22 protein-coding genes are annotated in these 25,279 nt (G+C 71.8%); 16 read left to right on the top strand and 6 right to left on the bottom strand.

The genetic code is table 11. From position 1 onward, the window contains the following. Window positions 1-13: 13 nt before the first annotated feature. Window positions 14-1,945 carry a molecular chaperone HtpG gene (gene htpG, locus RR3_RS11545; RefSeq protein WP_010592203.1) on the bottom strand — a complete coding sequence of 644 codons (1,932 nt, stop codon included), beginning with the start codon at window positions 1,943-1,945 and terminating at the stop codon, window positions 14-16. Between the two features lie 198 nt (window positions 1,946-2,143). Between htpG and hutU the strand changes: the two genes are divergently transcribed. From hutU to RR3_RS11525, 4 genes are read left to right on the top strand one after another with little or no spacing between them, the layout of a single operon-like run. Further along, complete coding sequence (gene hutU, locus RR3_RS11540) at window positions 2,144-3,826, top strand: urocanate hydratase (protein ID WP_048772219.1); 1,683 nt, start codon at window positions 2,144-2,146, stop codon at window positions 3,824-3,826. Between the two features lie 4 nt (window positions 3,827-3,830). Continuing rightward, window positions 3,831-5,015, top strand: coding sequence for an imidazolonepropionase (gene hutI, locus RR3_RS11535; protein WP_064066788.1), 1,185 nt, complete (start codon window positions 3,831-3,833; stop codon window positions 5,013-5,015). Continuing rightward, window positions 5,012-6,007 (top strand): formimidoylglutamase, encoded by a 996-nt coding sequence (gene hutG, locus RR3_RS11530; RefSeq protein ID WP_064066787.1) that lies wholly within the window; start codon window positions 5,012-5,014, stop codon window positions 6,005-6,007. Before hutI ends, hutG begins: the two co-directional genes overlap by 4 nt. A 37-nt stretch (window positions 6,008-6,044) precedes the next feature. Then, a complete protein-coding gene (locus RR3_RS11525; RefSeq protein ID WP_040270761.1) occupies window positions 6,045-7,283 on the top strand; it encodes an NAD(P)/FAD-dependent oxidoreductase in 1,239 nt (412 codons plus the stop codon). Between the two features lie 3 nt (window positions 7,284-7,286). Here the strand turns inward: RR3_RS11525 and hutH are convergent, their stop codons facing one another. Continuing rightward, a complete protein-coding gene (gene hutH, locus RR3_RS11520) occupies window positions 7,287-8,834 on the bottom strand; it encodes a histidine ammonia-lyase (protein ID WP_064066786.1) in 1,548 nt (515 codons plus the stop codon). 150 nt (window positions 8,835-8,984) lie between these two features. Next, window positions 8,985-9,605: a PadR family transcriptional regulator gene (locus RR3_RS11515; RefSeq protein WP_225222509.1), complete on the bottom strand. Its 621-nt coding sequence runs from the start codon at window positions 9,603-9,605 to the stop codon at window positions 8,985-8,987. Window positions 9,606-9,728: 123 nt separating this feature from the next. Between RR3_RS11515 and RR3_RS11510 the strand changes: the two genes are divergently transcribed. From RR3_RS11510 to RR3_RS11485, 6 genes are all read left to right on the top strand, one after another. After that, window positions 9,729-10,241 carry a DUF1707 SHOCT-like domain-containing protein gene (locus tag RR3_RS11510; RefSeq protein WP_048772206.1) on the top strand — a complete coding sequence of 171 codons (513 nt, stop codon included), beginning with the start codon at window positions 9,729-9,731 and terminating at the stop codon, window positions 10,239-10,241. A 54-nt stretch (window positions 10,242-10,295) separates the two neighbouring features. Further along, the gene (locus RR3_RS11505; protein ID WP_048772203.1) at window positions 10,296-10,763 is read left to right on the top strand and encodes an SRPBCC family protein; all 468 of its coding nucleotides are present in this window, start codon (window positions 10,296-10,298) and stop codon (window positions 10,761-10,763) included. A 74-nt stretch (window positions 10,764-10,837) separates the two neighbouring features. Next, window positions 10,838-11,551 carry a phosphatidylserine decarboxylase gene (locus tag RR3_RS11500; RefSeq protein WP_010592213.1) on the top strand — a complete coding sequence of 238 codons (714 nt, stop codon included), beginning with the start codon at window positions 10,838-10,840 and terminating at the stop codon, window positions 11,549-11,551. A gap of 59 nt (window positions 11,552-11,610) precedes the next feature. Next, window positions 11,611-12,462 (top strand): CDP-alcohol phosphatidyltransferase family protein, encoded by an 852-nt coding sequence (locus RR3_RS11495; protein WP_003937424.1) that lies wholly within the window; start codon window positions 11,611-11,613, stop codon window positions 12,460-12,462. Window positions 12,463-12,483: 21 nt separating this feature from the next. Beyond that, the gene (locus tag RR3_RS11490) at window positions 12,484-14,661 is read left to right on the top strand and encodes an AAA family ATPase (protein ID WP_040270749.1); all 2,178 of its coding nucleotides are present in this window, start codon (window positions 12,484-12,486) and stop codon (window positions 14,659-14,661) included. 2 nt (window positions 14,662-14,663) lie between these two features. After that, the gene (locus tag RR3_RS11485) at window positions 14,664-15,830 is read left to right on the top strand and encodes a hypothetical protein (protein ID WP_072786423.1); all 1,167 of its coding nucleotides are present in this window, start codon (window positions 14,664-14,666) and stop codon (window positions 15,828-15,830) included. An 11-nt stretch (window positions 15,831-15,841) separates the two neighbouring features. Here RR3_RS11485 and RR3_RS11480 read toward each other — a convergent pair whose 3' ends face one another. Further along, on the bottom strand, window positions 15,842-16,264 hold the full coding sequence (locus RR3_RS11480; protein WP_010592216.1) for an NUDIX hydrolase: 423 nt from the start codon (window positions 16,262-16,264) through the stop codon (window positions 15,842-15,844). 231 nt (window positions 16,265-16,495) lie between these two features. Between RR3_RS11480 and RR3_RS11475 the strand changes: the two genes are divergently transcribed. From RR3_RS11475 to mnhG, 6 genes are read left to right on the top strand one after another with little or no spacing between them, the layout of a single operon-like run. Further along, entirely contained in the window at window positions 16,496-19,327 is a 2,832-nt protein-coding gene (locus tag RR3_RS11475; protein ID WP_017681293.1) for a Na+/H+ antiporter subunit A, read from the top strand. Further along, window positions 19,324-19,932: a Na(+)/H(+) antiporter subunit C gene (locus tag RR3_RS11470; RefSeq protein WP_010592218.1), complete on the top strand. Its 609-nt coding sequence runs from the start codon at window positions 19,324-19,326 to the stop codon at window positions 19,930-19,932. The genes RR3_RS11475 and RR3_RS11470 overlap by 4 nt, the downstream gene beginning before the upstream one ends. Continuing rightward, a complete protein-coding gene (locus RR3_RS11465; RefSeq protein WP_010592219.1) occupies window positions 19,929-21,518 on the top strand; it encodes a Na+/H+ antiporter subunit D in 1,590 nt (529 codons plus the stop codon). Before RR3_RS11470 ends, RR3_RS11465 begins: the two co-directional genes overlap by 4 nt. Continuing rightward, window positions 21,515-22,081, top strand: a complete 567-nt coding sequence (locus RR3_RS11460) for a Na+/H+ antiporter subunit E (RefSeq protein ID WP_010592220.1) — start codon at window positions 21,515-21,517, stop codon at window positions 22,079-22,081. The genes RR3_RS11465 and RR3_RS11460 overlap by 4 nt, the downstream gene beginning before the upstream one ends. Continuing rightward, complete coding sequence (locus RR3_RS11455; protein ID WP_064066349.1) at window positions 22,078-22,335, top strand: monovalent cation/H+ antiporter complex subunit F; 258 nt, start codon at window positions 22,078-22,080, stop codon at window positions 22,333-22,335. Before RR3_RS11460 ends, RR3_RS11455 begins: the two co-directional genes overlap by 4 nt. Beyond that, complete coding sequence (gene mnhG, locus RR3_RS11450; RefSeq protein WP_010592222.1) at window positions 22,332-22,664, top strand: monovalent cation/H(+) antiporter subunit G; 333 nt, start codon at window positions 22,332-22,334, stop codon at window positions 22,662-22,664. The genes RR3_RS11455 and mnhG overlap by 4 nt, the downstream gene beginning before the upstream one ends. A gap of 31 nt (window positions 22,665-22,695) precedes the next feature. Here the strand turns inward: mnhG and RR3_RS11445 are convergent, their stop codons facing one another. Both RR3_RS11445 and RR3_RS11440 read right to left on the bottom strand, forming a co-directional pair. Continuing rightward, window positions 22,696-24,027, bottom strand: a complete 1,332-nt coding sequence (locus tag RR3_RS11445) for a phosphatase PAP2 family protein (RefSeq protein ID WP_064066348.1) — start codon at window positions 24,025-24,027, stop codon at window positions 22,696-22,698. 64 nt (window positions 24,028-24,091) lie between these two features. Beyond that, window positions 24,092-25,213, bottom strand: coding sequence for a glutamate--cysteine ligase (locus tag RR3_RS11440; protein ID WP_064066347.1), 1,122 nt, complete (start codon window positions 25,211-25,213; stop codon window positions 24,092-24,094). Window positions 25,214-25,279: the final 66 nt, after the last annotated feature.

The following is a 25,279-nucleotide window of genomic DNA, read 5'->3' as shown; positions in this document are numbered from 1 at the left end:
GAAGGGTGAGCGGCTACAGCGTGCGCGCGAGGCGATCGGCGAGCAGGCGGGCGAACGCCGCCGGGTCGTCGAGTTCGCCGCCCTCCGCGAGCAGCGCGGTGCCGTACAGCAATTCGGCGGTCTCACCGAGCGTCGGATCGTCGGCGCGCTGAGCGTGCGCGTCGCGCAGGGCCGTGACCAACGGATGGTCCGGGTTGAGCTCGAGGATGCGCTTGGTGTGCGGGACGGGCTGGCCCGACGCCCGGTACATCCGCTCGAGGGTGGGCGACATGGCGAACGTGTCGCCGACGAGGCACGCGGGCGACGTGGTCAGCCGCGACGACAACCGCACCTGCTTCACATGCTCGTCGAGCGTCTCGCCGAGCCACGACAGCAGGTCGGCGTACTCCTTCTCCCGCTCCTCGCGCTCGGCCTCCGCGGCCTTCTTCTCGTCCTCGGTACCGAGGTCCACCTCGCCCTTGGCGATCGACTGGAACCGCTTGCCCTCGAACTCGGGGACGGACCCCACCCACATCTCGTCGACCGGGTCGGTGAGCAGCAGCACCTCGAGCCCCTTGGCGCGGAACGCCTCCATGTGCGGCGAACTCTCGATCTGCTGCCGGGACTCGCCGGTCATGTAGAAGATCTCGTCCTGGCCCTCCTGCATCCGCGCGACGTACTCGGCGAGCGTCGTCGTCGCGTCCTCGCTGTGCGTGGACTCGAACGAGGACACGGCGAGCAGGGTGTCGCGGTTGTCGAAGTCCGAGAGCAGACCCTCCTTGAGGACCCGGCCGAACTGCGACCAGAACGTCCGGTACTTCTCCGGCTCGGTGGCCGCCATGTCCTTGATCGTCGACAGCACCTTCTTGGTGAGCCGCCGGCGGATCGCGCGGATCTGCCTGTCCTGCTGCAGAATCTCGCGGGAGACGTTGAGCGACAGGTCCTGTGCGTCGACCACGCCCTTGACGAAGCGCAGGTACTCCGGGACCAGTTCCTCGCAGTCGTCCATGATGAACACGCGCTTGACGTAGAGGTGGATCCCGGTCTTGCGCTCACGCATGAACAGGTCGAACGGCGCCTGCGACGGAATGAACAGCAGCGCCTGGTATTCGAACGTGCCCTCGGCCTTCATCGGGATGACCTCGAGCGGCTCGTCCCACGCGTGGCTGACGTGCTTGTAGAACTCGTTGTACTCCTCGGCGGAGACGTCGTCCTTCGAGCGCGCCCACAGCGCCTTCATCGAGTTCAGGGTCTCGGTCTCGCGGACCACCTCGGCGACGGACCCCTCACCCTCGGCCGGCTCGGTGTGTTCGACCTGCATCCGGATCGGCCACGCGATGAAATCCGAGTAGCGTTTGACGATCTCCTTGATCTTCCACTCGGCCGTGTAGTCGAACAGGTGGTCCTCGGTGTCCTCCGGCTTGAGATGCAGCGTCACCGACGTGCCCTGGGGTGCGCCCTCGACCGTCTCGATCGTGTACGTCGCCTCACCGCTCGACTCCCACCGGGTGCCGTCGTGCTCCCCTGCCTTGCGGGTCAGCAGGGTGACCTTGTCGGCGACCATGAAGGTCGAGTAGAAGCCGACGCCGAACTGCCCGATGAGCTCTGCCGGCGCAGCCGATTCCTGCGCCTCGCGCAGCTTGCGCCGCAGTTCCGCCGTGCCCGACTTCGCGAGGGTGCCGATCAGGTCGACCACCTCGTCCCGCGACATGCCGATGCCGTTGTCGCGGACGGTGAGGGTGCGCTGCTCCTTGTCGACCTCGATCTCGATGTGCAGGTCCGAGGTGTCGACCTGCAGGTCCTTGTTGCGGAATGCCTCGAGCTTGAGCTTGTCCAGCGCGTCCGACGAGTTGGAGACGAGTTCCCGGAGGAAGGTGTCCTTGTTCGAATACACCGAGTGGATCAGCAGATCCAGCAGCTGACGAGTCTCCGCCTGGAACTCGAGCTGTTCGATACCCGTAGTCATGGATGGTTCCCTTCGACAGCAGAACGTTCGACGAAATCGTACGACCGGTCCGGTCCACTGTTCCAAGGGGCCGCGCCCGGGCCGCGGGCGGCACTCGGTCTCGGATCCGACACATCCGCCCGGACCTGTTGTCGTGGGGTGCTCCACCGCAGTGTCATGGAGTGAGGCGAAGGCGCGCCGGTGTCGAGAGGAGGCCCCATGGCCACCGGAACAACCCCCTCCCCCGGGCCCGGACCGCGGCCCGTGCGCGCCCCGCGCGGCCCCGGGTTGCGGTGCCGGGGCTGGCAGCAGGAGGGCGCGCTGCGACTGCTGATGAACAACCTCGACCCCGACGTCGCCGAACGGCCGGACGACCTGGTGGTCTACGGCGGCACCGGCCGGGCGGTCCGCAACTGGGCCGCATTCGACGCGATCGTGCGGACCCTCGAGACCCTCGGCGACGACGAGACGCTGCTCGTGCAGTCCGGCAAACCCGTCGGGGTGCTGCGCACCCACGAGTGGGCACCGCGCGTGCTGCTGGCCAACTCGAACCTGGTCGGCGACTGGGCGAACTGGGAGGAGTTCCGCCGCCTGGAGGCGCTGGGACTGACGATGTACGGGCAGATGACCGCCGGGTCCTGGATCTACATCGGCTCGCAGGGCATCCTGCAGGGAACCTACGAGACGTTCGGGGCCGTCGCCCGCGCGCGGTTCGGGGGCACTCTCGCCGGAACGGTCACCCTCACCGCGGGCCTGGGCGGCATGGGCGGGGCGCAGCCGCTGGCGATCACGATGAACGAGGGTGTGGCGATCTGCGTCGAGGTCGACGAGGCCCGGGTCGGCCGCCGGCTCGCGCAGGGCTTCCTCGACACCAAGGCCGACGGCGTCGAAGCGGCGCTGGCCGAGGCGCTCGCGGCACGGGATGCGCGGCAACCACGCTCGATCGGAGTGGTCGGAAACGCCGCCGACGTCGTGCCGGAGCTGCTCGCGATGCAGGCCCCGATCGACATCGTCACCGATCAGACCTCGGCCCACGACCCGCTGTCCTACCTGCCGCGCGGGGTGACGGTCGAGGAGTGGCCCACCCTCGCGGCGAAGGACCCCGTGTGGTTCACCGAGCAGGCCCGCCGGTCGATGGCCCGGCACGTGGAAGCCATGGTCGGGTTCCTCGATCGCGGCGCCGAGGTGTTCGACTACGGCAACTCCATCCGCGACGAGGCCCGCAAGGGCGGCTTCGACCGGGCGTTCGCGTTTCCCGGCTTCGTCCCCGCGTACCTCCGTCCGCTGTTCGAGGAGGGCCGCGGACCGTTCCGGTGGGTCGCGCTGTCGGGCGATCCCGCGGACATCGCCGCCACCGATCGCGCCGTGCTCGAACTGTTCCCCGAGAACGAGCATCTCGCCCGATGGCTCACGCTGGCCGGACGCGCGGTGCCGTTCCAGGGGCTGCCGGCCCGCATCTGCTGGCTCGGCTACGGCGAACGGGACCGGGCGGGCCTGAGGTTCAACGAGATGGTCGCCGCCGGAGAGCTCTCCGCTCCGATCGCCATCGGCCGGGACCACCTCGACGCCGGGTCGGTCGCCTCGCCGTACCGCGAGACCGAGGCGATGGCCGACGGTTCGGACGCGATCGCCGACTGGCCGCTGCTCAACGCCCTGGTCAACACGGCGTCCGGGGCATCGTGGGTGTCGATCCACCACGGCGGCGGGGTCGGTATCGGCCGGTCGCTGCACGCCGGACAGGTGTGCATCGCCGACGGCACCGACCTCGCCGCGCGCAAGCTCGAGCGGGTGCTGACGAACGACCCCGGCACCGGCGTCCTCCGGCACGCCGACGCCGGGTATTCCCGGGCCACCGAGGTCGCGGCGCGTCGCGGACTGCGCATCCCGATGCGGGAGAGCTGACGCCATGTCGCCCGGACGGAACTGGACCCTGCTCGACAACATCGGCTGCCTCGTCACGAACGACCCGGAGCTGGGCCGGGGCCCGCTGGGGGTGCTCGTCGACGCCGCCGTCGTCGTCGGCGAGGGTCTGGTGCGGTGGGTGGGGCCGAGCGCACGGATCCCCGAGGGCGCCGCCGAGACCCGGCACGACCTGCAGGGCCGAGCCGTGCTGCCCGGGTTCGTGGACAGTCACGCCCATCTCGTGTTCGCCGGTGAGCGCGCCGAGGAGTTCGCCGCCCGGATGGCCGGTGTGCCCTACACGGCCGGTGGGATCGCCACGACGATCGCGGCGACCCGCGCGGCGACCGATCGCGCGCTCGCGGCGACGGCGTCGCGGCTCGTCGCGGAGGGCTGGGGGTCCGGGACGACGACGGTCGAGTGCAAGTCCGGGTACGGCCAGTCCGTCGCCGACGAACTGCGCAGCCTGCAGATCGCCGAGGTGTACACACCCGAGACGACGTTGCTCGCCGCGCACGTCGTGCCGCCGGAGTTCGCGGGCCGCCCCGACGACTACGTCCGGCTGGTGTGCGAGGAGATGGTTCCCGCGTGCGCTCCGCACGCCAGGTGGATCGACGTGTTCTGCGAGCGGGGCGCGTTCGACGCCGATCAGTGCCGGGCCGTGCTGCAGGCGGGGATGGCGCACGGCCTCACCCCGCGGGTGCACGGCAACCAGCTCGGTCCCGGGCCCGGCGTGCAGCTGGCGGTGGAGCTCGGCGCGGCGTCGGTGGACCACGTCACGTACACGACGGCGGCGGACGTGGCGGCGCTCGCCGGTTCCGGCACGGTCGCGACGCTGCTGCCGGGCGCCGACTTCTGCACGCGCAACCGGTATCCGGACGCGCGGGCACTGCTGGACGCGGGCGTGACCGTCGCCCTGGCCACCGACTGCAACCCCGGCACCTCGTACCTGACGAGCATGCCGTTCTGCGTCGCGCTGGCGGTGCGTGAGATGCACATGAGCCCGGAGGAGGCGGTCGGTGCGGCGACCGCCGGTGGCGCCGCGGCGTTGCGCCGCACCGATGTCGGCGTCGTCCGGGAGGGCGCACGGGCAGATCTGATCGCGCTGGACGCCCCGTCGTATCTGCACCTGGCGTATCGGCCGGGTGTGCAGCTGATCCGTGAGGTCTGGCTGGAGGGACTTTTGATGTGACGATTCCGGTCGACGTGCCGCCGGTGCCGTGGACGGGCCGCGACGACGGGCCCGGTGTCGAACACCTGCGCTGGCACGGCGTGGTCTCGCCGCTGCCGGCGGACGCGGCGCGGGCTCAGGTCCTGATCGGATTCCGCAGTGACGAGGGCGTGCGCCGCAACCAGGGGCGGGCCGGCGCGGTGGACGGGCCGGTCGCGTTGCGGCGCGCCCTGGCGTCGCTGGCGCTGCCCGCGCCGGCCGTCATCCACGATGCCGGTGACATCGAGGTGCGCGGCGGCGCCCTCGACGACGGGCAGCGCCGTCTCGGTGCCGCGGTCGCCGCGCTGCTCGACGCGAAGCACGCGGTGGTGGTTCTCGGCGGCGGGCACGAGGTCGCCTTCGGCAGCTACCTGGGCTGGGCGGGGTCCGCGGCCGCGCGGGCCGGGGCCCGGTGGGGCGTGCTGAACCTGGACGCGCACTTCGACCTGCGGGCCGCGCCCGTCGCGACGTCGGGCACCCCGTTCCGGCAGATGGCCGAGCGCGAACGCGAGCAGGGCCGGTCGCTGCGCTACGCGGTGGTGGGCATCGCGCAGCCGAGCAACACGGCCGCGCTGTTCGCCGCCGCGGACGCGATCGGGGCGCGGTACCTGCTGGACGACGAGTGCCGCGCCACGAACCTGCCCGTCGTGGAGACGTTCGTGGAGGAGTTCGTCCGCGAGCTGGACGCGGTGCATCTGACGATCGATCTCGATGTGCTGCCCGGCTGGGTGGCGCCCGGGGTGAGCGCCCCGGCGGCCTGCGGGGTCGCGTTCGAGGTGGTGCAGCACGTGTGCGACGTCGTGGCGCGCAGCGGCCGGCTCGCGCTCGTCGACGTCGCCGAACTGGCGCCGGCCTTCGACGTCGACGGGCGGACGGCGCGGGCGGCGGCGCGGCTGATCCACCGGATCGTCACGGGCCGGCCGGACGACGGCCACCCTCGGTTCGCGGGCACCGAACCCGCCGGCGGTCCATGATGGAGGTGATGGGGTACCTCGAGATCGGGAGTGCGTCATGGCGATTCGTCGGGTCGTCGTCGTCGGGGCGGGCTTCGCCGGCCTGTCGACGGCGTGGTTCCTGCAGGAGCGCGGCGTCGAGGTCACGGTGCTCGACCGGACCGGGGTGGCGGCGGATGCGTCGTGGGGCAACGCCGGCTGGCTGGCGCCCGCGCTGACGCTGCCGCTGCCGGAACCGGCGGTGCTGCGGTACGGGATCCGATCGATGCTCACGCCGTCGTCGCCCGTGTACGTGCCGCCCGCGGTCGACCTGCGGTTGTGGCGGTTCCTGGTGGGCTTCGCGCGGCACTGCACCCCCCGCCGGTGGCGGGCGGCGATGACCGTGTTCGCCGAGGTGAACCGGAGCGCGCTGGGCGCCTACGACGATCTGGCCCGCGGCGGTGTCGTCGAACAGACCCGCCCGGCGGATCCGTTCCTGGCCGCGTTCGCGTCCGAGGACGACCGTCGCGTCCTCGTCGAGGAGTTCCGGCAGGTGGTGGCGGCCGGCGGCGAGGTGGATTTCGACCTGCTCGACGGGGACACGATCCGCACTCTGGAACCACTGCTCGGCGACGGGGTGCGGGCCGGGATCCGGCTGCGGGGGCAGCGGTTCGTCGATCCGCCGCGGTTCGTCGCCGCACTGGCGGACTCGGTGCGTGACCGCGGCGGTGCGGTCGTCACCGGATGCGAGGTGCAGGCGGTCCGGGACGACGCCCGGGGTGTGCGGGTAGTCGGTACCGACGGCACGGACCGGACGGCGGATGCGGTGGTGCTGGCCACCGGCGCCCGGCTGACCGACCTGGCCCGGCCGTTCGGGGTCCGGACGCCGGTTCAGGCCGGCCGCGGGTACAGCTTCAGCGTGCGCCCGGCGGACCTGCCGAAGAACCCGATCTACTTCCCGGCCCAGCGGGTCGCGTGCACGCCGCTGCACGACCGGTTCCGCATCGCCGGGATGATGGAGTTCCGGCGGCCCGACGCCCCGCTCGACCCGCGCCGGATCCAGGCCATCGTCGACGCCGCACGGCCGCTGCTCACCGGCATCGACTGGTCCGCCCGCACGGAGGAATGGGTGGGCTCGCGTCCCTGCACCCCGGACGGTCTGCCACTGGTCGGGGGGACCCGCTCGGCGCGCGTGTTCGTCGCCGGCGGTCACGGCATGTGGGGGGTGGCGCTCGGCCCGCTGACCGGGCGGCTGCTGGCCGACGCGATGACCGGTACGCCGGCGGCGGTCCTGCGGCACTTCGATCCGCTGCGCTGACGATCAGTCCAGCGCCCCGATCGCCGCCTCCGCCGCGGCGACGAGTTCCCCGCTCGCGGCGAGCCGGACCGCGACGTCGATCTCGGGACCGAGCCACCGGTCCGGGCCGGGCCCGGCCACGTACCGGCGGAGTGCGGCGACGACAGCGCCGGTCCCGGGCGCCGGAGCAAGCGGGGCACGCAGGTCCAGGGCGCGCGCCGCGGTCAGGGCCTCGATGGCCAGGACGCGGGTCAGTGCGTCGAGGCTGCGGCGCAGCTTGCGGGCAGCGGACCAGCCCATCGACACGTGGTCCTCCTGCATGGCCGACGACGGAACGGAGTCGACACTGGCCGGCACGGCGAGGCGTTTGAGGTCGGCGACGAGCGCGGCCTGGGTGTACTGGGCGATCATGTGCCCGCTGTCGACGCCGGGGTCGTGGGCGAGGAACGGCGGCAGGCCGTGGCTGCGGGCCACGTCGAGCAGCCGGTCGGTGCGGCGCTCGCTGATGCTCGCGACGTCGGCGACGACGATCGCGAGGAAGTCGAGGGCGTACGCCAGCGGGGCGCCGTGGAAGTTGCCGTTCGATTCGATCCGGCCGTCGCCGGTGACGACGGGGTTGTCGATCGCGGAGGCGAGTTCGCGCGCGGCGACCTGCTCGGCGTGGACGAGGGTGTCGCGGGCCGCTCCCGCGACCTGCGGGGCGCACCGCAGCGAGTAGGCGTCCTGCACCACCGGGCAGTCGGGGGTGCGGTGGCTGGCCACGACGGCGGAACCGGCGAGGAGCCGGGTCATGTTGGCGGCGGCCACCGCCTGGCCGGGGTGCGGCCGCAGGGCGTGCAGGTCGGCGGCGAAGACCCGGTCCGTGCCGAGCAGCGCTTCGGTGCTCATCGCGGCCGTGACGTCGGCGAGCCGCAGCAAGGCGCGCAGATCGTGGCACGCGAGGACCAGCATGCCCAGCATCCCGTCGGTGCCGTTGACGAGGGCGAGTCCTTCCTTCTCGGCGAGCACGACGGGATCGAGGCCCGCCGCGGCGAGAGCCTGTGCGGCCGGTACGAGCCTGCCCGCGGCGTCGCGGACGTCGCCCTCGCCGGTGAGTGCGAGGGCCACGTGGGCGAGGGGCGCGAGATCCCCGGAGCAGCCGAGGCTGCCGTGCTCGGGCACCACCGGGGTGATGCCCGCATTCAGCATCGCGGCGTAGGCCGTGGCCGTCCCGGGACGGACCCCGGTGTGCCCGGTGGCGAAGGTCGACAGGCGCAGCAGCATCATCGCGCGGACCACCTCCCGTTCCACCTCGGGGCCGGTCCCGGCGGCGTGGGATCGGATTATGCTGCGCTGCAGATCGATTCGTGATTCCGGCGGAATGTGGCGGGTGGCGAGCGCGCCGAAGCCGGTGGTGATGCCGTACGCGGCCCGGGGGTCGTGGGCGAGCGCGTCGACCACTGCGCGGGCGGCGCCGACGAGAGCGAGCGCCTCCGCGGAGATCCGGACCGGCACACCGGACCGCGCCACGCGCAGGACGTCGTCCGCGGCGACGGGACCGACCCCGACGACGACCTCCCCGGCCACGGTCACCTCCCGATCGATACGCGCTATCCGGATTGTGTCCCGGGCACCGGCCGGTGCGCCGCGGAATCGCGGCGACAAGGCCGGCTGGGTGACCGAGGCAGGTCCGGTTCGATCGGGGGCGCGGTCGCCTGCCTCGGGTTCACACGGCGTCCGGGTTCACGAGTCCGCCCCCAACGAGCCCTCGACCCGGTCGAACCACTCGAGCACGGCTCGTTCGTAGACGATGCCGAAGTCCAGGGTCGCCGACGAGTACGGGTCCGCACCGCACTCGGCGGCCGCGCGCTCGTAGTCGGCGAGCCGGCGTTGGTGGGCGACACGGTGAACGGCGAGCATCTCGGCCAGCCTGCCGGGGGGCAGGTGCCTGCCGAACGCGACGGTGAGCAGCAGCGGGTAGCGGATGTTCTCCGGCCCGGGTTCGCGTTCGATCCACTCGGCGAACGCGGCCCGGCCGGCGCCGGTGAGCGCGAACGGCTTGCGGTCGCGCGGGCCCACCTCGCCGGCCTCGACCAGACCGGTCCGTTCCATCGCGGCGAGTTCGCGGTACACCTGGCTGGTCGTGATCGACCAGAACTTCCCGATCCGCTCCTGCGCGGTCACCACCAGGTCCCACCCCGTCTTCGGCCCTTCGTGCAGGAATCCCAGCAGCGATGCCGCGGTGGCATTGAGCGGGCGCGCCGCGGTGGCCTCGAGCGGGCGCGCCGCAGTGGCATCGAGCGGGCGCGCCGCGGGGACCTCGTGCGGACGGGCCGCGGGGACCTCGGACGGGCGATCGGCCATATTCGGCACCTTCCAGGGGGTTGACATTCCACTGTGGCATATCCACCATGGTGATAGCGACCTTCCATTGTGGAACCTCCATCCGCAGACCCTCGGTCGCTTCGACCCCTCCGGGAGGCAGCGATGGACTACGCCGACGGCATCCGCATCTCCGACTCCGAACGCGAACGCCTCGTCGACGAGCTGGGCCGGCACCTCACCGCCGGCCGGCTCACGATCGGCGAGTTCGACCAGCGCGTCGGAGCGGTGTACCGATCCGTCACCACCGACGAGGCGCGCCGCGTGCTGAGCGACCTTCCCGCAGCACCCCCACCCGCCCCCGCACCCGTCCGCGCCCCGGCTCGCACTCCCGCCCGCACCCCCGCCCGCACCGCAGCCCCCCGACTCCCCGCGCATCAGCGGATCGAGTGGGCGGCGTGGGCTGCAGCCGGGACGATCAACCTGGTGATCTGGGCGATCGTGTCGATCGCCGTCGGCGCGACGGTGTACCCGTGGCCGATCTGGGTGATCGGACCGTGGGGACTGGTACTGCTCGGCCGAACGCTCGCCGGTCGAGAGGGCACCACCCTCCCGAGGGGCCCCGGCCTCGACGGGCGGCACACCCTCCGGTGGTGCGCATCACAAACTCGGCTATGATCGACGGGAATTACTTGTAACTCGCGGTTACGCGAAGGATCAGGGAGGACCCCCGTGTCGAAGACCCTCGAAGCCACCGTCGAGATCACCGCATCGCCGCAGCAGGTGTGGCAGGTGATCTCCGACCTGAAGCGGATGGGCGAGCGGAGCCCGCAGTGCCGGAAGATGGTCGTCCTCGGCGGACCCGTCGGCGCGGGGACCAAGACGATCAACATCAACCGCAAGGGCCTGCTCGTGTGGCCCACCACCGCCAAGGTGCTCTCGTTCGAGCCGGGCCGCCTGCTCCGCTTCCGGGTCGCGGAGAACGGCACCGTCTGGTCGTTCGCGCTGGAACCGACGCAGACCGGCACCCGCGTGATCCAGAGGCGGGAAGCCCCCAACGGCACCAGCAAGGTCTCGCAGTTCCTCATCGACAAGGTTCTCGGTGGCGCCACCGCCTTCGACGACGACATGGTGGTCGGCATGAACGCCACCCTCGCGCGCATCAAGCGGGAGGCGGAGGGCGCGGCCCTCGCCCGGTGACCCTCCTCGCGTAGGCTGTGAGAGCCCGCGGGCCGCACGCCCGCGGGTCACACCGCGCGACACTAAGAGGAGCCGTGGCCCGAAAGCCCACACCCCCCGGAACCCCACCGCCCACCAGCGTCGAACACGTACTCGAACTGGTCCGGAAGACGATTCCACCGCTCCACCCGGCCGGCATCCCCTTCGTCGCCGCGCCCCTCGCCGTCGCGGCGCTCGGCCGCAACCGCAAGTGGATCCGTCGCGCCGGCCTCGTCTCGGCCGCCGCCACCGCCGGGTTCTTCCGGCACCCGCACCGGGTGCCGCCGAACCGGGTCGGCGTCGTCGTGGCGCCCGCCGACGGGGAGGTGGCCCTCGTCGACACGGCGGTGCCACCCGCCGAACTCGAGATGGGTACCGAACCACGGCCGCGGGTGAGCATCTTCCTTTCCGTGCTGGACGTGCACGTCCAGCGCAGTCCCGTCGGCGGCACCGTCACCAAGGTCGTGCACCGGCCGGGGCAGTTCCTCTCGGCCGATCTCGCCGATGCCAGCGAAGTCAACGAGCGCAACAGCATGCTGCTCGAGACCCGCGACGGAGCCGACGTGGCCGTCGTCCAGATCGCCGGGCTGCTCGCCCGCCGCATCGTGTGCGACGCCCAGGTGGGTGACACGCTGCCGATCGGCGACACCTACGGCCTGATCCGTTTCGGTTCCCGCGTCGACACCTACCTGCCCCCGGGCAGCACTCTCCTCGTCGAGCGCGGGCAGAAGACGATCGGCGCCGAGACCGTCATCGCTCAGCTCCCGTGAGCCGGTCCGCAGCATCCCAGGCAGCCCCGGAACGCAGACGCCGCGGGCGTCCGCAGGCCGTGCGGCTGCTGCCGAGCGTCATCACGATCCTCGCGCTCTCCGCCGGCCTGTCGGCGGTGAAGTTCGCCCTCGACGGCCAGTTGGGCACCGCGCTGGGCATGATCGGTGCGGCGGCCGTGCTGGACTCCCTCGACGGGCGCATCGCCCGCCTGCTCGACGCCACCACCAAGATCGGCGCCGAACTGGACTCGTTGTCCGACGCCGTCGCGTTCGGCGTGGCGCCGGCCCTCGTGCTGTACGTGACGCTGCTGGACGGCAGCCCCTTCGGCTGGATCGTCGCCCTGCTGTACGCGGTCAGCATCGTGCTGCGCCTCGCCCGGTTCAACACGCTGCTCGAGGACGACACGGTGCCCGCGTACGCACGCGAGTACTTCGTCGGCGTGCCGTCCCCCGCCGGTGCCCTCGTCGCCCTGGCACCGGTCGCCGCGCACGTCCAGTGGGGCGACGGCTGGTGGGACTCCTACCCGGTGGTGGCCGTCTGGACGTTGCTCACCGCCGCCCTCGTCGTCAGTCAGATCCCGACCCTGGCGATGAAGTCGGTGTCCGTCCCGCCGCGCTACGCGGTGGTCCTGCTGGTACTCGTGGCGGTCGCGGCGGCCGCGCTGGTCACCTACCCGTACGTGCTCATGCTCGTCCTCGTCGGCCTGTACCTGGCGCACATCCCGTTCGCGGTCCGTTCCAAGCGCTGGGTGGCGGCGCGTCCGGAGACCTGGAACATCAAACCGTCCGAGCGGCGCGCCCTGCGCGCCGAGCACCGCGCCCTGCGGCCCCGCCGGGTCGGGATCCGGCGCGCCCCCCAGCCCCGGCAGTCCGCCGCGCGGCTCGGTCTGCGCCGCCCCCGCGGACGCTGACGACGCTCTAGGCTCGGCGGGGTGAGCAGCCCCGAACTCGCATTGACCGTCCGTCTGAACACCTCCGCGGCCGATGCACGCCGCGGCGTGGTCCGCGTGCACCCGGAGGTGCTCACCGCGCTGGGCCTGCGCGAATGGGATGCGATCGGCCTGATCGGCGGGCGTCGCACCGCGGCCGTCGCCGGCCTCGCCCCCGCCGGCACCCCCACCGGCACGATCCTGCTCGACGACGTGACACTGTCCAACGTGGGGCTGCGCGAGGACGCCACCGTCCTCGTCGGCCCGGTCGTCGTCCGCGGCGCCCGCACCGTCGCGGTCACCGGATCGGCGCTCGCCACCCACACGATCGACGACGTCACGCTGCGTCAGGCACTGCTGGGCAAGGTCCTCACCGTCGGCGACGCGGTGTCCCTGCTGCCCCGCGACCTCGGACCGGGCACGAGCACCGCCCCCACCACCCGCACGCTGTCCCGCACGTTCGGGATCGCCTGGACCACGGAACTGCTCACCGTCACCGCCGTCGACCCCGGTGCACCGGTGAGCGTGCAGCCGAACACCGCGGTGCGCTGGGGCAGCGCCCCGGCCGGACGACTCGTCGCCGAGGCCCCGGACGCCGTGCGGTCGGTCCGGGCCCCGGCTCCCGCACCGCCGCCGCCACCGGTGGAGGACCTCGTCGGCGTGCAGACCCAGGCCGGCAAGCTCTCCGAGTGGCTGAAGCTGGCCCTCGACGAGCCCGAACTGCTGCGCACCCTCGGCGCCTCCCCCCACCTCGGGGTGCTGATCACCGGGCCCGCCGGGGTCGGCAAGGCCACCCTCGCCCGCGCGGTGCTCGCCTCCCGTCGCGTCGTCGAACTCGACGGGCCCGGGGTGGGCGCCACCGCCGCCGACGACCGGCTGCGCCGGGTCACGGCCGCCGTCGCCGACCTGGCCGCCGGCGGGGTCCTGCTGGTCACCGACATCGATGCCCTGCTGCCCGCGGACCCCGAACCGGTGTCGGCGCTGATCCTCGACCAGTTGCGCCGCGCCGTCGACACCGTCGGGGTTGCGCTCGTCGCGACCACGGCCCACCCCACCGAGGTGGATGCGCGGGTCCGGTCCCCCGAGATCTGCGACCGGGAACTGGCCCTGCCGCTGCCCGACGGCGCCACCCGCCGCGCCCTCCTCGACGTGCTGCTGCGCCGGGTGCCCACCGGCGACCTCGCCCTCGACGCCGTCGCCGCCCGCGCACCCGGCTTCGTCGTCGCCGACCTGGCCGCCCTGTGCCGGGAGGCGGCCCTGCGGGCGGCGGCGCGGGCGAGTCGCGACGACACCGAGCCGAAGCTGACCCAGGACGACCTGCTCGGTGCCCTCGAGGTGATCCGCCCCCTGTCGCGGTCGGGCACCGAGGAGCTGGCCATCGGCAGCGTCACTCTGGACGACGTCGGCGACATGGTCGACACCAAACAGTCGCTCACGGAGGCGGTGCTGTGGCCGTTGCAGCACCCCGACTCCTTCGCGCGCCTCGGCGTCGAGCCGCCACGCGGTGTGCTCCTCTACGGGCCCCCGGGGTGCGGCAAGACCTTCCTGGTGCGGGCACTGGCCAGCTCGGGACAGCTCAGCGTGCACGCCGTCAAGGGCGCCGAGCTGATGGACAAGTGGGTGGGTGCCTCGGAGAAGGCCGTGCGGGAGCTGTTCCAGCGGGCCCGCAACTCCGCACCGGCACTGGTGTTCCTCGACGAGATCGACGCGCTCGCCCCCAGGCGCGGGCAGAGCTCCGACTCCGGGGTCACCGACCGGGTGGTGGCCGCGCTGCTCACCGAACTCGACGGGGTCGAACCCCTACGCGACGTCGTGGTGCTCGGCGCCACCAACCGGCCCGACCTGATCGATCCGGCTCTGCTGCGCCCCGGCCGGCTCGAGCGGCTGGTGTTCGTGCCGCCGCCGGACGCCGAGGCCCGCGCGGCGGTGCTGCGCACCGCGGGCCGGTCGGTGCCGCTGGCCGACGACGTGGACCTCGGCGCCCTCGCCGCCGACCTCGACGGGTACTCCGCGGCGGACTGTGCGGCGCTGCTGCGGGAGGCGGCGCTCGCGGCGATGCGCCGCAGTGTGGACGCCGCGGCGGTCACCGCCGACGATGTGGCGACGGCACGGAAGGCGGTGCGCCCCTCGCTGGACCCCGCACAGGTCGAACACCTGCGCGCCTACGCCGAGGGACGCTGACGATGCCGGCGGTGACGGTGCGGGTGGACGAACCCGTCGCGGGGCTCGCGGCGTTGTGTGCGGGCGCTCTCGCCGGCTTCGCCGTGTCGGCGGACGTGGTGGCGCTCCCCGCCGGCACCGGCAGCGCGGCGGCACCGATCGTGTTCGCGGTGGCGGCGGTGCTGGCGGTCGCGGGGCTGCAACGCTCCGGCTCGCGCCGCACGGCGTGGCTGCTGGCGACCGGCTGCACGGTGGTGCTCGCAACGGTGCGCTTCGCGGTGCCGGCCGCCGACGTCGACACCCTCACCGCGCTGGCCCTGACCGGGGCGGGGGCGGCCGGGATCCTGCTGGGGGCGGCGGTCGCCGCGGCGTGGGGGGAACCGATCGGGCAGTGGGCGGTGGTCGCCGGGACGTGGGCGGTGTTCCTCGTCGCCGGTCCGACGGGGACGTCGCTGCAGTCGTCGGCGCTGCCGTCGCCGCTGCAGTGGCCGCTCGCCGTCGGGGCCGGAGCCGTGGTGCTCGCCGCGCTCGTCGCGGGGCCCGGAGCCCGGGTGCAGCGGCCGGATGCCCGGCTGCCGATCGTCGCGGTCGGAGCGACCGCGGTGCTCGTCGTCGGTCTGCACGTGCTCGGAGGCTGGGTGGGCGAGCACGCGGCAGGGGCGTGGATGTGGCCGGTCGCCGTCGGCGCGCTCGCCGCGACGGTGCTCGGCGTCGAGGCCGTCGCGCGTGTCCTGCCCTTCGCGGACGGCCGGTTCCCCGTCGCCGCGCTCGGGGCGACGGCCGCGGCGTACCCGCTCGTCGACGATCTCGCCGGGACGGAAGTGTCCGCGTGGGTGCCCGCGACCGGGCTGCTGGCCGTCGCGGCGGGAGCGGCGCTGGCGTGGCGGGTGCCGCGGGTCGACCTGGGACTGGGGGTGGCCCTGATCGTCACGCTGACCGTTGCGCTGTGGCCGGGCGTCGGGGCGGACGGCCCGCAGCTGCTGGTGCGCGTCGCACTGGTCGCCGCGGGTACCGGTCTCGCGCTGGGGGCGGCGCTGCCGCGGGCGGCGCCGGTCGCCGCGATGGGTCTGGCGCTGCCGTTCACGGCGGCCACGGTCGCCGCGGTGGCGGCCCTACCCGCCGACCAGCGGATGCTCACCGGTGCGCTGGTCGCAACCGGCGCGGTGTGTGCCTGGCGCTGCCGGGGTTGACGTCGCCGCTCTCACCGGGCCCGGACGAGACCGAGGGCGTGCAGGTGCTCGAACACGAGCATCGAGCCCGGCGCGACCTCGGGGAGGGCGGCGTAGTCGGCGACCGTGAACCAGCCGAGCTCGGCGATCTCCGCCGCCGGACGCGGTTCGCCGGCGAGTTCGGCCGTGAAGCAGGTCATGTGCAGTCGGGTGCCGGGCGGATGGCCGAACGCATCGGCCTCGAAAATCCCCACCTCGGCCACGGTGCCGTCGACGAGGTCGACGCCGAGTTCCTCGCGGATCTCCCGGTGCAGGGCCTGCTCGGGCGTCTCGCCGGGGTCGATCTTGCCGCCCGCCATGTAGAAGGTGGTCTTGCCGACGGAACGGGTCTGCAAGAGGCGTCCGTCACGGACGTACGCGAGCGCGGCGGTACGGATCGAGCCGGTGTCGGGCATGGAGGGACTCTACGATGGGAGGCGGACGCCTGGGCGTCGACGGTCCGTTCGCAACGTTGCGAACGATGCCGGTAGACTTCGGGCCAATCCGATTTGTCCATTTGCACGGCAGCGCGTGTGCCGGGGCTTTCCCGGTTCCGCGCAGTTCGGGCATCGTCCCCTGCGGGCGGGGCCCACCAATTGCAAGCCTGTTACACCCCGCCGCCAGGCCCGACCCCGACGGAGTGCCTTTTGCTCGCCATACTCATCGCTCACGCGGTCGCCACGCTCGTCGCGCCGCCTCTGGTCAGAGTCATGGGGAGAAATGCGTTCCTGCCGCTCGCGCTGGTGCCGCTGGCGAGTCTCGGCTGGGTGATCGGCAACTGGAGCACCGAACGCACCCTGCAGATCGCCTGGGCTCCGGGTCTGTCGATGAACATCGACATGCGCTTCGACTCCCTCGCAGCGATCATGTCGGCGCTGGTGCTGGGCATCGGCGCGCTCATTCTGCTCTACTGCGCCCGGTACTTCACCGACGACGAGCCCCGCCTGGGGATCTTCGCCGCCCAGATGGTCGCCTTCGCCGGGGCCATGTTCGGTCTCGTGACCAGCGACAACATGCTGGTTCTCTACATCTTCTGGGAACTGACGACGGTCCTGTCGTTCCTGCTCGTCGGCCACTACGCGGAGCGGGCGTCGAGCCGCCGCGCGGCCACCCAGGCCCTGCTCGTCACCACCGCCGGTGGCCTCGCCATGCTCGTCGGCGTCATCGTGCTCGGGCAACTGGTGGGCAGCTACAACCTCTCCGACGTGATCGCGGCCGCCCCGAGCGGCTGGCTGGCCGGGGTGGGCATCGCCCTGGTGCTGGTCGGCGCCCTGTCGAAATCCGCGGTGGTACCGCTGCACTTCTGGCTGCCCGGGGCGATGGCGGCCCCGACGCCCGTCTCCGCGTATCTGCACGCCGCCGCGATGGTGAAGGCGGGCATCTACCTGGTCGCGCGGCTGGCTCCGGCGTTCGCCGATGCGGCGCCCTGGCGGCCCATCGTCGTCACCCTCGGCCTGGCCTCGATGCTGCTCGCCGGCTGGCGCGCGTTCCGGGCCTTCGACCTGAAGCTGATCCTGGCCTTCGGCACCGTCAGCCAGCTCGGCTTCCTCATCGCGCTCGTCGGGATCGGCAGCCGGGAGGCAGCGCTGGCGGGCATGGCCATGGTCGTGGCCCACGCGATGTTCAAGGCCTGCCTGTTCATGGTGGTGGGCATCGTCGACCACGGCGCAGGCACCCGCGACATCCGCAAGCTCGCGCACCTCGGGAAACGGACGCCGTTCCTCGCGGCCGTCGCGGCCGTCGCCGCGATGAGCATGGGCGGGTTGCCCGTGTTCATCGGGTTCGTCGGCAAGGAGGCCGCCCTCGAGGCCGTGCAGGTGACGACCCTGCTGAGTCCGGGCGCGCGGATCGCGGTCCTCACCGCGATCGTCGTCGGATCGATCCTCACCCTGGCATACAGCATCCGTTTCGTGTGGGGCGCCTTCGGACGCAAGCAACTCAAGCGCCCGAGTCCGGCCGTGCAGAGCTTCCACGAGCCGGGGCCACTGCTGCTGTTCTCTCCGACCGTCCTGGCGTTCGGCGGGCTGGCCGCCGGACTCGCCGCGCCGTGGATCGACACGCTGCTCTCCCCCTACGCGGACACGCTGCCCAGCACCCTGGACAAGCCGTACCACCTCGCGCTGTGGCACGGCGTCGGACTCCCCCTCGTGCTGACTGCCGTCGTCGTGGTCGGAGGAACCACGCTGTACCTCGCACACCGCACCATCTCGCGCCTGAAGTTCGAACGTCCGATGCTCGGCAACGCCGACCGCATGTACGACGAGACGTTGCGGCTCATGGACACCGTGTCGATGCGTCTGACCGGCTTCCTCCAGCGGGGATCGCTGCCGTTGACCCAGGCGACGATCCTGGTGACGCTGGTCCTGCTCCCCACGATCCTGCTGTTCGTGTTCGGTGTCGCGGAACGTCCCCGGCTGCGCTGGTGGGACAGCCCGTTCGAGTTCGTGGTGGTGCTCGCGATCATCGGCGGTGCCCTCGCCGCCGCGATCATGCGCAACCGGATCGCCGGCGTGCTCGTCGTCGGCCTCACCGGATACGGCTGCGGCCTGCTCTTCGCCTTCCACGGCGCCCCGGACCTCGCGTTGACGCAGGCGCTGGTGGAAACCCTGACGCTGGTGATCTTCGTGCTGGTGCTGCGCAAGCTGCCGGCCGAGAACCGGCACGTCGCCGGGAACCGCCTCCGCCGAGCCCTCCTCGGGGTGGCCGTCGGCGCGACGGTCACCGGAATCGGGGCCTTCGCCGTCGCGGCCCGCAGCACCGAACCGATCGCCCTGCTCCTCCCGCAGGCCGCCTACGAGTTGGGCGACGGCAAGAACGTCGTCAACGTCCTGCTCGTCGACATCCGGGCGTGGGACACCCTCGGGGAGATCTCGGTGCTGCTCGTGGCCGCGACGGGCGTGGCGAGCCTGGTCTTCCGTACCCGGCGGTTCGGAGCGGCCCCCCGGGTCGCCGACGCCCCCGCCGCGCAACTCGATGCCGTGGCCGCCAGCACCGAGACGACCTGGCTCCGGGGTGGGGACCTGATCGATCCGCGACACCGGTCGCTGATCCTCGAGGTCACGACCCGGCTGGTCTTCCCCACGATGATGGTGTTGTCGGTGTACTTCTTCTTCGCGGGCCACAACGCCCCGGGCGGCGGCTTCGCCGGTGGGCTCACCGCCGGCCTGGCTCTGGTGCTGCGCTATCTCGCCGGTGGTCGCTACGAACTCGGCGAGGCCGTCCCGATCGACGCGGGCAAGATCCTGGGCCTGGGCCTGACCTTCTCGGCGGGCACCGCGCTCGTCTCGTTGTTCCTCGGGGCGCCCGCGCTCTCCTCGGCGACACTCGAACTCACTCTGCCCCTACTGGGAGACGTCAAGATGGTGACCGCCCTGTTCTTCGATCTCGGTGTGTATCTGATCGTGGTCGGCCTGGTGGTCGATGTGCTCCGCAGCCTCGGGGCCCGGCTCGACGCCGAGATCGTCGGTGAACGCCGATGACCGTCAACCTGACGCTGCTCATCGCCACCGGGGTGCTCGTCGCCTCCGGGGTGTACCTCCTGCTCGAGCGCAGCATCATCAAGATGCTGCTCGGGCTCCTGCTGATCGGCAACGGCATCAACCTGCTGATCATCGGGCTCGCCGGTCCCGCCGGCGAACCGCCGATCATCGGATTCGGCAACGAACTCCACGAGGAGATGGCCGATCCGCTCGCGCAGGCGATGATCCTGACCGCCATCGTCATCACGATGGGTGTCGCGGCGTTCGTGCTCGCCCTGACGTACCGGTCCTTCACGCTCAGCGCGCGCGACGAGGTCGAGAACGACCCCGAGGACACCAAGGTGTCCCAGCGCCGGACGCGCGCCGACGCCCCGGACCGGGACCGCTCGGACGATCCGGTCACGGGCGAGCCGAGCAAGATCGGCGACGCCTTCGATTCCGCCGGCAACCCCATCCCCCTCGAGGAGCTGACCAACATCGAGGATCTCGAGTGCTACGAGGACCTGCACGACGGGGACTTCGACGACGAGACCGACTCCGCCTACAGCGACGGTGAGCCGGCACGCGGAGACGATGCGCCGTCCCCGCGAGGAGGGACCCGATGACCCTGTCCGCAGCCGCCCTCATACCGCTGCCCGTCCTCATTCCGATGCTCGCGGCGGCCACCACCCTGATCCTCGGGCGCCGGCCGCGTGCCCAGCGTGCCGTCACGGTCGTATCCCTCGTCGCGGTGCTCGTCGTGGCGGGCCTGCTGCTGTATCTCGCGGATCGGGACGGCATCGCGACGTTGCAGGTCGGCGGGTGGGAGGCGCCCATCGGGATCACGCTGGTCGTGGACCGTCTGTCCGCCCTCATGCTCGTGGTGTCGGCGATCGTGCTGCTCGCCGTCATGCTGTACGCGGTCGGTCAGGGCATCCACGACGGCACCGAGCAGCAACCCGTGTCCATCTTCCTGCCGACGTACCTGGCGCTGACGGCAGGCGTGTGCAACGCGTTCCTGGCGGGAGACCTGTTCAACCTGTTCGTCGGGTTCGAGGTCCTCCTCGCCGCGTCGTTCGTGCTGCTCACCTTGGGGGCGAGCGCCGACAGGGTGCGCGCCGGCGTCTCGTACGTGATGGTGTCGATGGTCTCGTCGCTGATCTTCCTCGCGGGGATCGCGCTCGCCTACGCCGCCACCGGCACGTTGAACCTGGCTCAGATGTCCCTGCGTCTCGACGACGTGCCCGCCGGCACGCGGGCGGCGATCTTCGGAGTCCTCCTCGTCGCATTCGGTATCAAGGCCGCCGTCTTCCCCCTGTCCTCGTGGTTGCCCGACTCCTACCCCACCGCCCCGGCACCGGTCACGGCCGTGTTCGCCGGCCTGCTCACCAAGGTCGGTGTGTACGCGATCATCCGCACGCACACCCTCCTGTTCCCGGGCGGGGAACTCGACGACGTCCTGCTGATCGCCGGCCTGCTCACGATGCTCGTCGGCATCTTCGGGGCCATCGCGCAGAACGACATCAAGCGCCTGCTGTCGTTCACCCTCGTCAGTCACATCGGTTACATGGTGTTCGGCATCGCCCTGTCGACACAGGCCGGGCTGTCCGGCGCGGTGTACTACGTCGCGCACCACATCCTCGTCCAGACCACCCTCTTCCTGGTGGTGGGGCTGATCGAACGCCAGGCCGGATCGGCGTCCCTGCGTCGTCTCGGCGGGCTGGCCCTGGCGAGCCCGCTGCTGGCGATCGTGTTCCTGGTCCCGGCCCTGAACCTGGGCGGCATCCCGCCGTTCTCCGGATTCATCGGGAAGGTCGCTCTCCTGCAGGCCGGCGCATCCGAGGGCTCCGTACTGGCGTGGGTGCTCGTGGCCGGTGGCACCGCCACCAGTCTGCTCACCCTCTACGTGGTGGCCCGCGTGTGGACGAAGGCGTTCTGGCGCGCGCGTGCCGACGCACCCGAGGGCGACCTCGCCGACACGGCGCCGTCCGCCCTGCTCGACCGCTCCGAGGAGGACATCGCCTTCGGCGACCGGGCGGACGTGGGACGCATGCCCCCCGCGATGCTCGTCCCGACGGTGGGTCTCGCGCTCGTCGGCCTCGGTCTCACCGTCTTCGCCGGGCCGCTGATCGACATCAGCGATCGTGCCGCGGAGAACCTACGCGACCGCTCCGTCTACGTCGAGGCGGTCCTGGGAGGAGTCCCCGAATGACCAGTCGCGCATCGCTGCTCCGATTCCTCGTCCTTGCCTGGATGGTCCTGGTCTGGGTGCTGCTGTGGGGCACCTTCTCCGTCGCGAACGCCCTCAGCGGCCTCGTCGTCGCGTTGGCGATCATGTTCCTGCTGCCGCTGCCGAGGGTGCCCGTCGAGGGCCGGGTCCACCTGTTCTCGTTGCTCAAACTGGCGCTCGTCATCTTCGGCGACACGATCAGGAGCACCGCGTCGGTGGCCTGGCTGAGCATCAGGCCGGGACCCGGTCCACTGACCGGGGTCCTGCGCTGCCGGCTGATCATCAAGTCGGACCTGGTCCTCACCCTGTGGACCGACATCATGAACAACATCCCGGGAACCATGGTGCTCGAGATCGACCGGGTGCGACGGATCGTCTACGTGCACGTCCTCGACCTGAGCAGCGACCGGGCGGTGGCCGAGTTCTACCGGTCGGCGCGCCGGATCGAGCGGTTGCTGATCTCGACGTTCGAACGGAACTCCGAATGGCAACCCAGTCCCTGGTACCGGGACCGGACCTCGGCGAACGTGGAGGACATCGCATGACCGTGCTACTGGCATTGTCCGGCGTGCTGCTGGCGTCGGCAGCCGCGCTGCTGATCTTCCGGGCTCTGGCCGGACCGAGTTCCCTCGATCGGCTGGTGGCCATGGACTGTGTCCTGGCCCTCACGCTGTGCGGGATCGCGGTGTGGGCCGTCTACAGCCGCGACACCAGCATCGTTCCTGCGCTCGTGGCCTTCTCCCTGGTGGGCTTCATCAGTTCGGTGTCCATCGCTCGCTTCCGGGTGCGTGACGAATGATCACAGACATCCTGGAAGTGGTCGGACACATCCTCATCCTCCTCGGCTCGGCGGTCTGCCTGGCCGGGGCGATCGGCGTCGTGCGCTTCCGCGACACCCTGGCACGCATGCACCCCGCCACGATGCCGCAGGTGGTGGGCGTCCTGCTCGTGCTGAGCGGGGCCATCCTCAACCTGCGCGGGAGCGTCGACATCTGGATGCTGGTGCTCGCGTCGATGTTCATGGTGCTGACCGCACCGGTCGTCGCGCACCGGGTGGGCCGGGTGGCCTACCGGGAGCAACTCGGTCGCGACGGCCTCCCGATGCCGGAGGAACTGCCCTCGGAGTGACGCCCACCCGGCCCTCGGGTCGACGCCGACGTCACGCGGCCTCGTTCGTCTTGTCCGCCCGGGACGGTGCATCGGATCCGGATCGAGCGCCCTCGGGGTACGCGCCGGTGCCTGCGAACGTGACGTGGAAGGCCACCGCCATCACCACCAGCGAACCGATCAGCAGGGGCCCGGCGAGCAGCGCGTGCTCCGCCATGAGGTGCGGCAGGTACCGGTAGGCCGCCAGCTGCGCGGCCAGCACCGCCGTACCGCCCGCGACGAGCCTGATGCGGAACCAGCCCCATCCGCGGTCGGGGTCGCGCAGCGCCGCCTCGAGTGTCAGGCACAGCACCGCGCCGGAGACGAGGTCCACGCCGTAGTGGTAGCCGAAGCCCAGCGTGGCGGCGAGCGTGCACCCGAGCCATCCGGTGCCGAGGAGCCGCAGCCAGCCGGGGCCGCCGCGGGTGTGCAGGAACAGCGCCAGCGCCCACGCGGTGTGCAGGCTCGGCATGCAGTTGCGCGGGGTGATCGTGTCGAACGGGATCGGCTGCGGGTCGGGATTCCACGGCACCGCACCCGGCCAGAAGGTCCCCACCTGCCAGCCCTCACCGTGGTCGCCGAATGCGAAGATCGGGCCCACCACCGGGAACAGCATGTAGATCAGTGGGCCCACCAGGCCGATGAGCAGGAAGGTGCGCACCAGGTGGTGCGCGGGCCAGGGGCGGCCCCCGCCGACGTGGCGGAGCTGGTAGACGGCGACGACGATCGCCGCGACGGGCAGTTCGATGTACACCCAGTGCAGCACGGCGTACACCCCGGGTCCGAGCCATTCGAGGACCTGACCGGCCAGCCACGACGGATTGCCCAGCGCGTGGTCGGCGAGCTGGACGTACTCGTCGAGCACCTCCGGCCGGGTCCGCGCGGTCAGCTCGAGCCAGGTGTCGCCGATCTTGACGGAGAGCACGAGCAGCACACCGAGGGCGATGCCGCGCAGCGCACCTCGCCGGGGGCCGCCCTGCAACGCGACCGCGGCGTATCCGGCGAGCAGCACGAGCACGATCGTCGGCCCGTTCCCCGCCGTCAGGGGTCCACCGGTGAGGTACCGTTCGGCCGCGAACGCCGCGTCGAGCAGCACCGCGGCAGTGAGGGAGACGACCCGCAGGCGCGTGGTCAGCCCCACCATCGCCAGCGCGAGACCGGCCCACGGCACGGACGCCGACGTCGGGACGCCGACGACGTCACCGACGAGTCCCGGGATGGGCCCGGGGAACCCGCTGTACCGCGCGACCGCCTCGGCCACGAGGACCCCGAGAATCGCGCCGATCAGAGCGAGGGGAACGAACAGTTGCGGCACATGCGCCGGCTGCGCCTTCGGGCGCTCCACCTCTCGGATCGACACCGACACATGGTAAACAGCGCGTGAACTGCGCGGGAACGCGGCCGCCGGGTCAGGCCCGCAGTTCCTCCACCAGTGAATCCACCACGGCGACGAGGTCGCCGCCGGTCTGCTCCGCGATCCGGCGTTGCCGCTGGTAGGAGGCCCCCCGCACGGGGATCTGCGCCACCTGGGCGAGTTCGTCCGCGCAGCCGAGCCGCGCAGCCGTGGGGGTGAGCTGTTCGAGCAGATCGTTCAGGTCGTCGGTGACGAGCCGTTCGTGGCACACCGGGTCGAGGATCACCTCGGCCTCGAGGCCGTAGCGGGCGGCACGCCACTTGTTCTCCTTGACGTGCCACGGCTGCAGGGTGGGCAGCTGCTCGCCCTGCTCGAGCCGTTCGTCGTAGTACACGACGAGCGAGTGCACGAGCGCGACGAGGGCGGCCAGCTCGGCCTTGTTGGTGATGCCGTCGAACACCCGGATCTCGATGGTGCCCCACCTCGGCGACGGACGGATGTCCCAGTGCATGCCGCCCGGTTTCGTGATGACACCGGACTTGAGCTGATCCTCGATGAAGCTCTCGTACTGTGCCCAGCTCTCGAAGTGGTAGGGCAGCCCGGCCGTCGGCAGCTGCTGGAACATCAGGGCACGGTTGCTCGCGTAACCGGTGTCCACGCCCGCCCAGATCGGCGAGGACGCCGACAGCGCCAGCATGTGCGGGTACTTCACCAGCAGCGCGTTGAGGATCGGGATGACCTTCTCGGCGGAGGAGACACCGACGTGGACGTGCACCCCCCAGATGAGCATCTGCCGGCCCCACCAGCGGGTGCGCTCGATCATCTCGTCGTAGTCCGGGGACCGGGTGACGACCTGGTCGGTCCACTGCCCGAACGGGTGGGTGCCGGCGCAGATCAGATCCACACCCGCAGGATCGGCAGCCGTGCGCAACAGGTCGAGGGACTCGGCGAGGTCGTCGACGGCCTCGGCGACGGTGCCGTGCACATCGGTGACGAGCTCGACGGTGTTGCGGAGGAACTCCTTGGTGAGCCGCGGGGTCTGACCGGCACGCCGCTCGACCGCGTCGAAGACGACGGCGGCGGTGTTGGACAGGTCGCGGGTCTTCTTGTCCACCAGCGCGATCTCCCACTCGACGCCGAGGGTCGGGCGGGGCGAACCGGGAAACGGTACGGGCACGAGTCGATCCAACCACAGGGCCCCGGTGACCGTCGCCGGTCGCCGGGGCCCTGTGGATAGCAGTGT

Source organism: Rhodococcus ruber NBRC 15591, assembly GCF_001894945.1.
Taxonomy (GTDB): Bacteria; Actinomycetota; Actinomycetes; order Mycobacteriales; family Mycobacteriaceae; genus Rhodococcus; species Rhodococcus ruber.
Note: the sequence above shows the minus strand (reverse complement) of the source record. Positions and strands in the feature narration are given on the sequence as shown.